Origin of the sequence: Paenibacillus sp. AR247 (genome assembly GCF_002968895.1) — a bacterium.
Taxonomy (GTDB): domain Bacteria; phylum Bacillota; class Bacilli; order Paenibacillales; family Paenibacillaceae; genus Paenibacillus_AQ; species Paenibacillus_AQ favisporus.
This window is the reverse complement of the sequence record NZ_PCZT01000002.1, coordinates 372,220-386,445: the sequence shown is the minus strand read 5'-3', so window position 1 is coordinate 386,445 and position 14,226 is coordinate 372,220. Positions and strand designations below refer to the sequence as shown.

Here is a 14,226-nt window from a genome sequence, read left to right as displayed (position 1 = left end):
AGAGAGGCTGTTATGAGTATGGAAAATCATCAAATCAGCCCGCAGGGAGCGGCTGGTGTTACGATAGAAAAAGCATGCGCTCGAGCAAGGTTGAGCCGGTGCTGTTCAATACGTTTAATGCGATTTTTATGATCTTTTTGGTGGTTGTCACGCTGTATCCGTTTTTGAACACGATCGCCGTGTCGCTGAATGCGGGCAACGATACGATCCGCGGAGGCATTTATTTATGGCCACGGCAATGGACGCTGCAGAACTACAAGGCAGTGTTCGCATCGGGCACGATTTATGACGCATTCTGGATCTCTGTGGCACGGACCGTGCTGTCCACGGTGCTGAACATCTTCCTGACCACGATGCTGTCGTATACGCTGAGCCGGAAGGAATACGTCTTCCGCAAGCCGATCACCGTCATTTTCGTGCTGACGATGTACTTCAGCGCCGGACTGATTCCGGGATACTTCCTGATCAAGGACCTGCACCTGCTGAATAGCTTCTGGGTGTATATTTTCCCGTCCATGATCAGCGCGTTCAACATGATCGTCATCCGCACCTATATCGGAACGATTCCGGACAGCCTGGTCGAATCGGCCAAGATTGACGGCGCCGGGGATTTCAAAATTTTCCTGCGGATCATTTTCCCGCTGTGTACACCGGTGCTGGCCACCATCGCACTGTTTGTAGCCGTAGGCGCATGGAACTCCTGGTTTGACGCATTCCTGTACACCTCCTCCAGACAGGAGCTCAGTACACTGCAGTATGAGCTGATGAAGCTGCTCTCGTCGAGTATGAACTCCAACAGCAATCCGAACGTGGCGGCAGGCGTCGGCGTGAACCAGGAAACCGCGGTATCGATGGTGACGCCGCTCTCGATCCGCGCAGCCATAACGATTGTAGCCTCCGTTCCGATTCTGGTGGTCTATCCGTTCCTGCAAAAGTATTTTGTGGTCGGGCTCAATGTCGGCAGCGTGAAAGAGTAACCGAGTCAAAGAACGGAAAAGCGCAGTGGACGGCGATTTTTCGAACCCTAAGGGAACCGCATAGCGGCCTTTTAGTGGCCTCCCAAGAGGTGATCGTGGCGGTCGCCGGATTTCAATAAAGTTCAAATTAACACCCATAGGCGGGAGGGAGTCTGTCTGTCATGAATTCAACGGGTACGCATACCGAGCAGGCGCTGAAGGATCTTTTCGCGCAGCATTTCCGGATCGGAGCGGCGGTCAATCCGCGGACGATCCGGTCGCAAGAGCAGCTGCTGGCACACCATTTTAACAGCATTACCGCGGAAAACGAAATGAAGTTCGTCAGCGTTCATCCGGAGGAAGGCGTGTATACGTTTGAGGACGCCGATCTGCTGGCCGATTTCGCCGGCAGGCGTCAAATGGCGATGCGCGGGCATACGCTCGTCTGGCATAATCAGACCCCGGACTGGCTGTTCGAGGACGGCCAGGGACAGCCGGCCGGCAAGGCCTTATTGCTCGAGCGGCTCCGCTCGCATATCGATACGGTGGTGGGACGGTACAAGGGCCGGCTTTATGCCTGGGACGTGGTCAACGAGGTTATCGCCGACGAAGGCGAAGCGCTTCTGCGTCCGTCGAAGTGGCTGGACATCGCCGGGCCGGAGTTTATCGCCAGGGCGTTCGAATACGCCCATGACGCCGATCCGGACGCTCTGCTCTTTTACAACGACTACAACGAATCACATCCCGCAAAGCGGGATAAAATCTACGCGCTGGTGAAGTCCTTGCTGGAGCAAGGCACGCCGATCCACGGCATCGGCCTGCAGGCGCACTGGAACCTGTTCGATCCGTCCCTGGACGATATCCGCGCGGCGATCGAGAAGTATGCTTCGCTCGGCCTGCAGCTGCAGCTCACCGAGCTGGACGTGTCGGTCTTCCGCTTCGATGACAGGCGGGCCGATCTGACTTCGCCGGAGCCGGGCATGCTCGAGCGTCAGGCGGAGCTGTACGAGGGCGTGTTCGGTCTGCTGAAGGAGTACCGCGATGTCATCAGCGGGGTGACGTTCTGGGGGGCGGCCGACGACTATACGTGGCTGAACGATTTCCCGGTGCGCCGCCGTAAAAACTGGCCGATGCTGTTCGATGCGCAGCACCGTCCGAAGCCGGCTTATGACCGGATCGCGGCGTTGTTTGCGGAGTAGGCGGAAACGCAAAATAGCGAAGAAGCGGAGTCTTGCAGCTTGCTGCAAGCAAGCGCCTGGTATTCGATGATGCCGTTCTCCTATGATCTACGGGGGACGGCTCATTCCTTTACCAATTGGATGTTCTAAATCGGAATACATTCGTTGCATTGAAACTTCGATGGGATTCGGGCAGAAACGTCATGCGTCTTACCGACAGGGAAGCGTTGATATCAAAGAGCGGCTGGCTGAGCGAGGGATTGGGGTCTCGCCTATCGACGGTTATCCGAATCTGAGATGAAGGGGAAATCGAGACTTAAACAGGGGGGTGAGAGGAAACCAATTTTTAATCCGGCAATATAGAATGAACTAAAAAAAGAATGTTATAGGCCGTATTGGGCCGTGATAACAGGAAGTTTTAGTGCAACACTTTTGTTCAATCTATATAGCTAAATGATTCTATCAAGAGAATGGAGGTATTGATGGAAATGCACGCAACGTGGTCACGTCTGAAAAAATCGGTTTGCGGATGGTTAGCCGGTGTAACGGCCCTGTCGATCGTACTGGCCGTGCCGGGGCCTGCTCAGGTGTCGGCTTCAAGTAACGCCACCATCAACTTATCGGCGGAAAAACAGGTGATTCGCGGTTTTGGGGGAATCAACCACCCCGTCTGGATCGGGGATTTGACGAAAGCCCAAAGAGAAACGGCCTTCGGCAATGGGGACAACCAGCTGGGCTTTTCCATCCTCAGAATTCATGTGGATGAAGATCGGAACAATTGGAGCAAGGAAGTCGAAACGGCCAAGAGTGCGATTGCACATGGAGCCATTGTGTTTGCATCCCCTTGGAATCCGCCGAGCGATATGACAGAGACGTTCAACCGGAACGGAGATACGTCGGCCAAACGCCTAAGATACGACAAATATGCCGACTATGCCCAGTATCTTAACGATTTCGTTACTTTCATGAAGAACAACGGTGTGGATCTATATGCGATATCCGTCCAGAATGAGCCTGATTATGCCCATACCTGGACGTGGTGGACCCCTGAAGAGATGCTTCGCTTTATGAAGGAAAATGCAGGTTCCATTAACTGCCGGGTTATCGCGCCGGAATCGTTTCAATACCTGAAAAACATGTCCGACCCTATTCTGAACGATCCGCAGGCCCTGGCCAATATGGACATTTTGGGTACCCACCTGTACGGGACGCAGATCAGCGATTTCGCGTATCCTCTCTTTAAGGAAAAGGGAGCGGGCAAAGAACTGTGGATGACGGAAGTATACTATCCGAACAGCGAGGCTAACTCTGCAGATCGGTGGCCCGAGGCGCTTGACGTGTCCTATCATATTCATAATGCGATGGTAGAGGGAGATTTCGAGGCTTACGTATGGTGGTATATCCGCAGGCAGTATGGTCCTATGAAAGAGGACGGTACGATAAGCAAGCGCGGGTATAATATGGCTCATTTCTCCAAATTTGTCCGCCCCGGTTATGTCAGGGTCGATGCAACGAAGAACCCCGATACCAACGTCTACACTTCTGCATATAAAGGCAACAACAAGGTCGTGATTGTGGCCATTAACAAAGGCACCTCAGCGGTAAGCCAAACCTTCACCTTGCAAAACGGCAAGGCGTCGAAGGTCACCCCATGGGTAACGGACGCCAGCAGAAATATGACCGCCGGATCTTCGATTAAAGTAAAGGGCGGTTCTTTTACGGCCCAGCTTCCTGCCCAAAGCGTGACAACCTTCGTAGGCGAATTGGCGCATTAAACGGTGCAAATTAAACGGTGGGACAGGATGATGATTTCGGCCCGCCGGCTCGTTAAATGGGAACGATATGTAACAAAAAGAGAACACCTCCTTTCCAAGGGAGGTGTTCTTTTACTTATCACTGTAATCTCCGTATATGCTCAAAATCCGGTCTTACTTGCTAACCGTCCCCGCCACCGGAACCGTCTGCCGTCTGCGCTCCTGCATATAGACGGCCAGCACGATCAGGAAGGCGAGCCCGACGAGCAGGGCGCCGATCCAAGGCAGGGAGGTGAGCCCCATCTCGTCGATGACCCATCCGCCGAAGAAGGCGCCGAACGCGTTGCCGAGGTTGCCGGCCGAGTGATTGGAGGTCGAGGCGAGCGCGGGCGCCTCCTGCGCCAGGTTCATAATTTTCACCTGAATGCCCGGCATGACCGCAAACGAAGCGGCTCCCCACAAAAAGATAGTAACGACTGCGCCAACTGGGCTTTTGACGGTAAAAGTGAAAATCGTCAGCAGCACACAGATGGAGAGAAAGATGCCTAGGATCGCGGGCATCAGCTTCCAGTCGGCGAGCTTGCCGCCCAGCATGTTGCCGACCGTGACCCCGATGCCGAACAGGACGAGAATCCAGGTGACGCTGCTTTCATGGAATCCGGTCACCTGCTCCAGCAGCGGGGCAATATACGTAAAGACGGCGAACAAGCTCGAGTTGCCGACGGCGCAGGCCAGCAGGATGATCAGCAGCTTGGGCTGGGCTACCGCCCTGAACTGCTTGCCCAGGCTGGCCGACTCATCGCGGCGGATCCGCGGGATGAACAGGACGATGCCGATCAGGGCCACGATCCCCATCACCATGATCGCGCCGAAGGAGGCGCGCCAGCCCAGGTGCTGGCCGACAAAGGTGCCCACCGGCACGCCGATAACCGGAGCTGGTGGTCACCGACATCAACATGCCGGTGCTGAGCGGCATTGAATTGATCGAGCAGTCCAATCAGCTGCTGGCCAAACCACCCAAATTCGTCGTACTGAGCGGCTATGACGACTTTTCGTACGCCCAGGCGGCGATGCGGCAGCGGGTGGCTGAATATCTGCTTAAACCGGTGGATGACGAGGAGATAGGCGAACTGCTCGTCAAGCTCAGCCGGAAGATCGGTGATGAAATTGAAGCAGAGCATCATCAGGCGAAAAAGGAGCTGTTGGCCGTCAGCCATATGATGAACAGGCTGATACAGGGAGAGCACGGCGAAGCCATGGAGGAGCAGATCAAGCGCTCCCTGAAGCTGGAGGGCAATTCAGAATTGCAATGCTTGCTGGTATGGATAGAAAACGTATTCGATCCCGCTGAGGTAAGTCCGCTGCTGACTCGAGGATTTGAGGGGGAAACAGGCTGTCTTTTTCAGGACGGATGCGGAAGAATGGGATTTGTCGTGCAGTCCGGCGCCTCAGTTTCGGGCCGTCTGCAGGAAGCCGCAATCCAGATTCACCGGGAGCTGACTGAACGGCTGGACGGGCCGGTCATTATTGCCGTCAGCGAGCCGAAACGCAGTCTGCGCTCGATCCGGGAGTTGTATGCCCAAACGGTGGAAGTCGTGGAGCGGAAGCGCTGTTTGGGGAAAAGCGGGGTGTTTTTCTACCAGGAGTGCATCCGTCCGGTAAACCGGGAGCTGCTCCTGCAAACATTCAAAACGCTTCTGGAAACGGTGCAGGAAGGGGATCCGGAAGGCATCACCGCTTGTGTTAGGGAATCTTTCGCATGGATTGCCGCGGGTCCTGTGGAGCTGGAATGGGTGAAGACCCATGTGGCGGATATGGAATGGTCCGTCTGCGGCCTGATCAAGGACCTGAACGGCGACCCGGCCGCTTTGATGAAGGCGCAGGAAAGGCAGCTTGGCACGCTTGGTGAAATCAGGGATTACCGGGCACTTCAGGCTTATATGGAGCGTTTTTGCCTTCAGGCGGGGGCCCTTCTGTCCGAACTGAAGCTGAGCAGCGAAAGCAACACCATTTACCAGGTCGTGCAATACGTCGACCGCGAATTCCGCGGAAGGCTGCAGCTGCAGGATTTGGCCCGGCATTTTCATATGAACGCGACTTACTTGGGCCAGCTGTTCAAGAAAACGACGGGGAAGCCGTTTAACGAATACCTCAATGACAAGCGGATCGAAGAGGCGAAAAGGCTGCTCAAGCGCTCCCCGCTCAAAATCTCCGACGTGGCGCTTCAGGTGGGCTACCCGAACACGGACTATTTTATTAACAAATTCAAGCTGAAAACCGGCATGCTGCCTTCGGCCTACAAGCAGGATGCCGGAAATTCGCCGGATGGACCGATGGGGGAGCGATGAAATGATGTCCACGCGCAAATTCAAGCTCCGGAAGATCGTCAACGATATTCCGCTGAATTATAAATTTCTGCTCATCTTTATCGTCGGCGTGCTGCTCCCGGTGATCGTCATCAACCTGGTGGTGACGGACCGCCTGTCGGACCTGATCAAAGCGCGGGAGGAGCAGAACCTTGATATCTCGATCGAGCGGGCGAGAAAGGATATTCACGATTTCATCGACGGCGGGGTAGCGGTCAGCCATGCCTTAAGCAGCGATAAGACGCTGTATGAAATACTCGACCGGAAATATGCGAGCCAGATCGATTTTTATGACGCCTTTGACGAGCAGCTGCGCAACCGGGTGACCAGCTACATTCCGGTGAACAACCAAATCGAACGCATCAGCATTTTCACCGATAATCCAACGATCGTCGACGGAGGGAACTACCACGTCATCGATGACGAGGTCCGGGCGAGCGACTGGTATAAATTGTGGAAGGACTCGCAGAATCCGGTGTTCGTTGCGGCGTACCGGGCCAACCAAGCCAGCAGCAGCGTGTTTATGGCTCCTTATTTGAGCGTGATCGAGCGGATGGATTATTTTGATAACTACGACCACTATCAGAAGCTGCTGCGAATCGACATCGACCTGAACAAAATTTATGACGTGATTGTCCGGGAAAAAGATTACCTGGATCTTTACCTGGTCAATGAGCGGAACCAAATCATTATGTCGGCCCAGAGCGGATACCAGACCGGCACGACGGACGCGTACCCGGTGTTCAAACTGTCTGCTGAGGACAAGGAACAGGACGTTCATTCGGTCAATATCGGCACCGCCAAATACGTCAAGGGATGGCGGCTGATCGGGATCACCAAGGGTGTGCGCATCACCAATGCGATGAACGAAATGAGATTGTACGTCGGAATCGTTGCAGCGGGGATTACCCTGTTCACGACGGGATTTATTTTCATTATGCTGAGATCCTACAATTACCGCGTGAAGCGGCTGGCACGGCATATGCAGAAGGTGACGAATGAGAAGTTCGACCTGATCCAGATCGACGAGGGGCGTGATGAAATCGGCGGACTCATCCGCAATTTCAACAAGATGACCGGCCGGATCAAGTTCCTGATCAACAACGTCTACAAGCTGGAAATCCAGCAGAAAAACCTGGAGATGGAGCGGGTGCGGGCCGAACTGAACTTTTTGCAGAGCCAGATGAACCCCCATTTTCTGTTCAATACGCTGAATGCGATCCTCGTCGTCTGTACGAAAAACCACTACACGGACGTAACCGACATCGTCAAAAGCCTGTCCAAGCTGCTGCGGCGCCTCCTTAGCTGGAAGGAAGACATCGTGACGCTGGAGGAAGAAATTATGTTTATCGACATGTATCTCAAAATCGAGAAGTTCCGGTTCCGTGACAAATTCGAATACCGCTTCGATATCGATCCGGACGCGCTGCAGTACAAAATCCCGAAAATGAGCATTCAGCCGCTCGTGGAAAATGCCTGCAAACACGGGCTTCAGGCGATCGACGGACAGGGCATCGTGACGGTCAGCGCTTACGTTACCGAAGAGCGTCTGCGCATCGTTATTGCGGATAATGGCAAAGGCATGGAGCTGGAGCGGCTCAAGGAATTAAAAAAGGCGGTACAAACCGAAGACGAGTCCGGCGCCAATATCGGCATCCGCAACGTGTACCGGAGACTTGAGCTGTACTATCACGATCAGGTGCGCTTTGATATCGTAAGCAGCCCGCAGCAGGGCACGACCGTATTTTTTGAAATTCCGATCAAGTTTCTAAGCGGTATGGCAGGCTGATCGATCCGTAATACAGGAGGGGAACCATGACATTTAAAGTGTTGTTGATCGATGACGAACCCGCTGCCCTGGAGGGGCTGGAGCTGTGGATCGACTGGGAGGAGCTGGGCTTTGAGGTGTGCGGCCGCGCAAGCAACGGAAAGGAAGGGCTGCATTTAATCCGGGAGCTGGCGCCGGACCTGGTCATCACCGACGTACGGATGCCGCTGATGGACGGGCTTGAAATGATCGAGGCATGGAGCCGGGAGGGGACAGCGCCGGTCAAATTCGCCATTGTCAGCGGATTTGGCGAATTTAAATACGCCCAGAAGGCGCTGCGATACGGCGTCAATGCGTACCTGCTCAAACCGGTCATTCCGGAGGAGGCGGCTGAGCAGATCCGGGACATTCGGAGGGAGCTCGTGCGGGAGCGGGAGGAACAGAGCCTGACGAGGATGGCTTCTTACGAAGAGGCGGTTTCAATGATTAAAGATCTGCTGAACGGCGGCCCGGACGCCTTGGACGACAGGGAGAAGGAGGTAATCCGCCTGTCAGATGCCATGCCGGCATGGAACATGTGCCTGGTGCAGGCGGCGCCGGATGCTCTTGCCCGGCTGCGGGCGAAGGCTGCCGCAATGGCAGAGGCGGGCGAATACATATACCTGGTCGATCTGGAGCCGAGCAGCTTCGGGATCGTATACGGTTGGAACTCGGCAGAGGATAACGATAAGGCAGCTTGCGCGATGGCGGAGGAGCTGCTGGCGGATTGCGCGGACGGACAACGAGTGTTTATGGCGTCAGGGCAGGCGGAGAACAGCCTGCTTCGGATCAGCCGCTGCTGCAAGACGGCGAAGAGAGCCATACAATATGCTTTTTACCTTGATCATGCTCCGGGCTTGATCCTCTACGAGCAGGTGGAACATCTCCAGTTTGAGGATCATTTTGAGCGGTTGGATCTGTTTGAAGAAATGCTCCAGGCGGTATCGCTTCTGGACAAGCCGTCTTTGCGAAAGGCGGTACAGTTAGCGGAATCCAGTCTGCGGGAGTCCATGCCGAATCCGGACATCGTCAAAAAACTCGCCATCCATGTCATGTATCAAATCATGAGCCATATGCACGAAGCAGCCGGCCAGGCAGCGGAGCCCTGGATCGAAAAGTACAACATTCCTCGGATATCCGGCACTGTGATGACGCTTGGCGACGTGATGGGCGATCTGCTGTCCTGCGCCGAGGGCTGCATTGACTTTTTATGCGGGAACAGCAGCGGCAGTCCCAGGGCATTGCCCAGGAAATTATCGACTACGTCCGCGAGCACTACCGGGAGCCGCTGACGATCCGCAAGCTGGCTGAGGTCTTCTACCTGCATCCCGTTTATCTCGGCCAGCTGCTGCTGAAGAAGAACGGCATCGGCTTTAACGAAATGCTGCATAATCTGCGGATTGAAGAGGCTGTACGCCTTCTGGAAAACAGCAGTTTGAAGAACAGCGAAATTGCGGAGCGCGTCGGGTACGGCCATTACGGCCAATTCCTCAAGCAGTTTGAAGCGAGGCATGCCGTGTCCCCCAATGAATACAAAAAAAGGATGTTCTAAAGTTTTGAAGGTGACTCCTTTAATTCCGATATAGTTTCGGCTATGGCAGCGCTTTTACAATAAAGACAGTTACATGAAAAGGCTTACAATAAAAAGCTTGGTGTGGCTAAAATTTGACGGAGGTGCTTTACATGGGGGGAAGATTTAAACCGCTGGTTCGTCTTGGCATACTCATGGCGATGACGTTCAGCGTAGTCCTGTCCGGCTGCGGCGGCAGCAAAGACAACAGCGCAGACAACGGCAGCAGCTCTACAGGGCAGACAGCGACGGGCAGCAGCAGCGACGGAAAGGTGGAGCCGTTCAACGTGAGCGTTTTCATCGGGGAAGCCGGGCAGCAGCCCACTCCGGACAACAAGATTTACAAAAAAATCAAGGATGAGACGGGAGCCACGTTTAATTTCGAGTTTTTGGCAGGCGACATTAACCAGAAGCTGGGCGTCATGATTGCCGGCTCCGACTACCCGGATCTGATGACCGGCAACACGAAGCTGACAGCGGCTGGAGCCTATATTCCGCTGGAGGATTTGATCGAGAAGTACGCGCCAAATTTGAAGAAGCATTATGAAAAATACTGGAACATGATGAAGGACCCGAACGACGGGCACATTTATATTCTGCCGAACTATGGAGTATACAACGGCAAGCTGAACAGCACCTGGTATTCCGGGCCGGCGTTCTGGGTTCAGAAGGACGTGCTGGCTGAGGCCGGCTATCCGAAGGTGAAGACGTTGGACGAGTACTTCGACCTGATCGCCAAGTATAAGGCGAAGCATCCGACCATCGACGGCAGCCCGACGATCGGTTTTGAGATTTTGAACTATGACTGGAAAAACTGGGGTCTCTTTAACCCGCCTCAGCATCTGATTGGTCATCCGAACGACGGCGGCGTTGTTGTGAACAACGGCGTAGCCGAAATTTTTGCCGATAAGGATTATGCCAAGCAATACTACCAGAAGCTGAATCAAATGAACGAGCAGGGGCTGATCGACAAAGAGACGTTCGTACAGAACTTTGACCAGTACCTGGCCAAACTGTCCAGCGGCACGGTGCTCGGCATGTTCGACCAGCACTGGAACTTCCAGAATGCTGAGAACTCCCTGATTACCCAGAAGAAGTTTAACCGGACGTATGTGGGACTTCCGCTCGTATATGACACAAGCACGAAGGATTATTATCGCGACCGGGCTGTGCTTAACCTGAACAACGGCTTCGGAATCAGCGTCAATGCAAAGGATCCTGTGAAGATCATCAAGCTGCTCGACACCTTGATCACGGAAGACTGGCAGAAAACATTTTCTTGGGGCATTGAAGGCGAGGATTATATCGTTAATGACCAAGGCCGGTTCATGAGAACGCAGGAACAGCGCGATAAGCAGTCGGATGGAACATGGAAGCTGGCGAACAAAGCTGACGCCCTTTTCGGAAACCTGCCGAAAATCGAGGGAAGCTTCAGCGACGGCAACTCCACCGACGCCGCTGCACAGCCGGAAGAATACAAAGCGGGCTTGAACGATTACGACAAAAAATTCCTGGAAGCCTACGGCTTTGACAGCTACGTCGATTTCTTCAGCGAGCCGCCGGAGAATCCGATTTACTACCCGGCCTGGTCCATCGATCTGGTCGAAGGATCGCCAGCCAAAGTAGCGAACACGAAGCTGAACGATCTGTCCACCAAGTATTTGCCGAAAGCAGTTTTGGCGAACCCGTCCGATTTTGATTCGGTATGGAATGAGTACACGTCACAAATTCACAAGGTCGATGTCAAGGCGTACGAAGACAAGATCAACGAGCAAATCAAGTGGAGAATCGACAATTGGAGCAAATAAGGGTTCACAGAAAGTGGGAGGCGCGAATGAGCGCCTTCCGCTTTATAGATACCCGCTCCGGAATTTGAACATGGTGAGGAGAGCAAACGTATGGCTGTGACTGTAACCAATAAGAAAGCTGTCCGGAAACCAGAGAAGAAACGGAAGCTGACCTGGGCTGTGCTGAAGAGCCAGCAGCAGTTGATCTGGATGTCCGTGCCCTTGACGCTGTATATCATTTTATTTGCCTACGTTCCGGTCTGGGGCTGGACGATGGCATTTCAGAACTACAAACCGGCGCGTTCCTTCAGCCAGCAGGACTGGGTCGGATTTAAGCAGTTTAAATTTTTGTTTACCGATGATGATTTTATGCGGGTGCTGCGTAATACGCTCGGTATGAGCATTATCAATCTCGTACTTGGTTTCGTAACGGCAATCGTGCTCGCGCTGCTGCTCAACGAGATTCGAAAGGTCATTTGGAAAAGGACGGTACAAACGATTTCTTACCTGCCGCACTTTTTGTCCTGGGTTATCGTGACCGGGATCGTAGCCACCTCGCTGGCTTCCGACGGCATTGTCAACGATCTTTTGATGAAGCTGCATTTGATCAAGGAACCGATTTTATGGCTTAGCGAAGGAAAGTATTTCTGGGGCATCGTCGGTGCTTCCCATGTGTGGAAAGAAGTGGGCTGGAACACGATCATCTATCTGGCCGCCATGGCGTCGATCGATCCCGCGCTGTACGAAGCGGCGGAGATGGACGGAGCCAGCCGCTACCGGAAGATGCTTCATGTAACTCTGCCGGGGATCAAATCCACGATTGTCATTTTGCTCATCATGTCCATCGGCCATATTTTGGACGCTGGCTTTGAGGTTCAGTATCTGCTCGGCAACGGGCTGGTCGTGGACTGGGCTGAAACGATCGATATCTTTGTCTTGAAATACGGGATCGCTCAAGGAAACTATTCACTTGCCACAGCCGGCGGGATCTTTAAAACGGTCGTGAGTGTCGCCCTGTTACTGGTGGCCAACTGGACCGCAAAGCGGCTTGGGGAAGAGAGGCTGTTATAGATAAGGTGTTTGTTAAGGGCAGAAACGTTCTAATCTTTGAAAGAAAAAGTTGACACAAAGTGTTATAGTAAGCGGTTTAATTGGTATTTTCATTGAAAACCTAAATCTGAAAATTTGCATTTCATTCGATGGAATTTCCTCAAAAACGGAAATTCAGACGAATTTCGACAAAAACATGACATATATATTGACACGAAATCTCAATTCTATTAAAGTTCAATTAATAACATCACTGGAGAAATTATAAGACCAAAGTCGGACGCCAATTCGGGTAATTATCCCTAAATGCCGAGTTTAAATCCACTGTGTTCCATTTTCCTGCCAAGATTTTCTCCATAGGTGAAATTAATTAAAATGGAGGACCGTCTCCGATGCAGAAGCACGATCAGGATTATATCCGGAGGAAAAACAGAAGTACGGTGTTTGAACTGATCCGTAAACACTCGCCCCTGTCCCGTGCCGAGATCGCCAGACTGACAGGAATGAGTCCAACGACGGTCAGCCGGATCGTTTCCGAGCTGTACCAGCAGGACTTTATGCATGAGATCGAGCAGACGACGACCGGCGTCGGACGTAAAGCTGTGATGCTGCACGTGAATCCCGGCTCGGTGCTCTCCGTGGGCGTTGAAATCGACCGCGGCGGCATCCGGATTGGCATTGTGGACCTGGATGGCAAGGTGGTCCACAGTACGCAGGTGACGCGCGATTCCCGCGAAACGCCGGAGGCAACGCTGGAGCGTATCGCCTCGGCCATAGAGGAGCTGATCCAGGCGGAGGACATCGACCGCCGCAAGGTGGTCGGCATCGGCGTCGGACTGCCGGGCATTGTCGACTACGCCGGGGGCAGCGTGGTACTGTCCGCGCAGCTTGGCTGGAAGCAGACCGACATCGCCGGGGAGCTCCGGCGGCTGACCGGATTTGAGGTCGCCGTGGATAACGAGCTGAAAGTCCGTGCGCTGGCCGAACACCAATATGGCTCGGCGAGAGGATCGAGCCGCTCGGTGCTGATCGGCTTCGGCAGCGGGGTCGGCTCCTCCCTGATCATCGATGGGGAAATCTATCGCGGGGAGACGAACAGTGCCGGGGAAATCGGGCATACGGTAGTAGACCCGGGAGGCCTTCTGTGCGAGTGCGGCAAGGTCGGCTGCCTGCAGACCTATATCGCCGAAGCGTCGCTTGTTGAGCAGGCCAACAAAATCAAACCGATCGGATCGCTGGAGGAATTGTTCCAGGCGAGGAAGGACGGAGAGTATTGGGCGGCGAGCATTGTGGACCGGGCCATGACTTTCGTAGCGGTCACGGTCAGCAACATTGCCTGCGTATACAACCCGGATACGGTGATTCTGACCGGCAAGCTGGTGGAAAGCTTCCCTGAAGTCCGGGACTTCATTTCGGACAAATGCATGGATCAATTTGTGTGGGAGCCGCTGCGCGGAACCTTCCAGATCGTCTACTCGTCTCTGGAGAGCGACGGCGTGGTGATCGGATCGGGCATACTGGCCCAAAACCTGTTCCTGGACATCGACAGACAGATGGAGCAGGCAGACTAAATTTAACGAAGCGGGTGTTGACGTATGAAATTGGAACCGTTGGTGGAGGAATACCGCGGCGGCGTGCTGGAGAACGTGCATCTCGGCGTGCTGTGCGGCGTCTCGGATCAAGGAGAAGTCATCTATGAGGTGGGCGATGCGGAGCATATGACCTTCCTGCGTTCGGCGGCCAAGCCGTTCAGGCGAT

At 53.9% G+C, this 14,226-nt stretch carries 11 protein-coding genes and 1 pseudogene; 11 read left to right on the top strand and 1 reads right to left on the bottom strand.

Annotation, left to right across the window (positions count from 1 at the left end; all coding sequences use genetic code 11):
• Positions 1-74: 74 nt before the first annotated feature.
• From CPT76_RS02320 to xynC, 3 genes are all read left to right on the top strand, one after another.
• Entirely contained in the window at positions 75-977 is a 903-nt protein-coding gene (locus tag CPT76_RS02320) for a carbohydrate ABC transporter permease (protein WP_105441800.1), read from the top strand.
• Between the two features lie 161 nt (positions 978-1,138).
• The gene (locus CPT76_RS02315; RefSeq protein WP_105441799.1) at positions 1,139-2,155 is read left to right on the top strand and encodes an endo-1,4-beta-xylanase; all 1,017 of its coding nucleotides are present in this window, start codon (positions 1,139-1,141) and stop codon (positions 2,153-2,155) included.
• 467 nt (positions 2,156-2,622) lie between these two features.
• Entirely contained in the window at positions 2,623-3,909 is a 1,287-nt protein-coding gene (gene xynC / locus CPT76_RS02310; RefSeq protein ID WP_105441884.1) for a glucuronoarabinoxylan endo-1,4-beta-xylanase XynC, read from the top strand.
• 153 nt (positions 3,910-4,062) lie between these two features.
• On the opposite strand, the pseudogene CPT76_RS02305 reads toward xynC, so the two are convergent.
• Positions 4,063-4,824: pseudogene (locus tag CPT76_RS02305) on the bottom strand (MFS transporter); the annotation flags it as partial.
• A gap of 2 nt (positions 4,825-4,826) precedes the next feature.
• Between CPT76_RS02305 and CPT76_RS02300 the strand changes: the two are divergent.
• The 8 genes from CPT76_RS02300 to CPT76_RS02270 all read left to right on the top strand — a co-directional run.
• Positions 4,827-6,236, top strand: a complete 1,410-nt coding sequence (locus tag CPT76_RS02300; protein ID WP_105441797.1) for a helix-turn-helix domain-containing protein — start codon at positions 4,827-4,829, stop codon at positions 6,234-6,236.
• Between the two features lie 4 nt (positions 6,237-6,240).
• Positions 6,241-8,043 (top strand): sensor histidine kinase, encoded by a 1,803-nt coding sequence (locus tag CPT76_RS02295; protein ID WP_105441883.1) that lies wholly within the window; start codon positions 6,241-6,243, stop codon positions 8,041-8,043.
• 26 nt (positions 8,044-8,069) lie between these two features.
• Complete coding sequence (locus CPT76_RS02290) at positions 8,070-9,353, top strand: response regulator (RefSeq protein ID WP_258167999.1); 1,284 nt, start codon at positions 8,070-8,072, stop codon at positions 9,351-9,353.
• Positions 9,272-9,613 (top strand): helix-turn-helix transcriptional regulator, encoded by a 342-nt coding sequence (locus CPT76_RS38730; protein ID WP_258167998.1) that lies wholly within the window; start codon positions 9,272-9,274, stop codon positions 9,611-9,613. The genes CPT76_RS02290 and CPT76_RS38730 overlap by 82 nt, the downstream gene beginning before the upstream one ends.
• Before the next feature lie 131 nt (positions 9,614-9,744).
• Complete coding sequence (locus CPT76_RS02285) at positions 9,745-11,439, top strand: ABC transporter substrate-binding protein (protein WP_105441796.1); 1,695 nt, start codon at positions 9,745-9,747, stop codon at positions 11,437-11,439.
• Positions 11,440-11,529: 90 nt separating this feature from the next.
• The gene (locus CPT76_RS02280; protein ID WP_105441795.1) at positions 11,530-12,489 is read left to right on the top strand and encodes an ABC transporter permease; all 960 of its coding nucleotides are present in this window, start codon (positions 11,530-11,532) and stop codon (positions 12,487-12,489) included.
• 371 nt (positions 12,490-12,860) lie between these two features.
• A complete protein-coding gene (locus CPT76_RS02275; protein WP_105441794.1) occupies positions 12,861-14,039 on the top strand; it encodes an ROK family transcriptional regulator in 1,179 nt (392 codons plus the stop codon).
• Between the two features lie 24 nt (positions 14,040-14,063).
• Positions 14,064-14,226: asparaginase (locus CPT76_RS02270; protein WP_146116132.1), on the top strand; the 163-nt coding region annotated here is incomplete at its 3' end.

Coding starts and splice junctions, on each gene's coding strand:
- CPT76_RS02295 (WP_105441883.1), top strand. CDS start 6,241: ATGTCCACGCGCAAATTCAAGCTCCGGAAGATCGTCAACGATATTCCG.
- CPT76_RS02290 (WP_258167999.1), top strand. CDS start 8,070: ATGACATTTAAAGTGTTGTTGATCGATGACGAACCCGCTGCCCTGGAG.
- CPT76_RS02315 (WP_105441799.1), top strand. CDS start 1,139: ATGAATTCAACGGGTACGCATACCGAGCAGGCGCTGAAGGATCTTTTC.
- CPT76_RS02275 (WP_105441794.1), top strand. CDS start 12,861: ATGCAGAAGCACGATCAGGATTATATCCGGAGGAAAAACAGAAGTACG.
- xynC (WP_105441884.1), top strand. CDS start 2,623: ATGCACGCAACGTGGTCACGTCTGAAAAAATCGGTTTGCGGATGGTTA.
- CPT76_RS38730 (WP_258167998.1), top strand. CDS start 9,272: ATGCGGGAACAGCAGCGGCAGTCCCAGGGCATTGCCCAGGAAATTATC.
- CPT76_RS02320 (WP_105441800.1), top strand. CDS start 75: ATGCGCTCGAGCAAGGTTGAGCCGGTGCTGTTCAATACGTTTAATGCG.
- CPT76_RS02285 (WP_105441796.1), top strand. CDS start 9,745: ATGGGGGGAAGATTTAAACCGCTGGTTCGTCTTGGCATACTCATGGCG.
- CPT76_RS02280 (WP_105441795.1), top strand. CDS start 11,530: ATGGCTGTGACTGTAACCAATAAGAAAGCTGTCCGGAAACCAGAGAAG.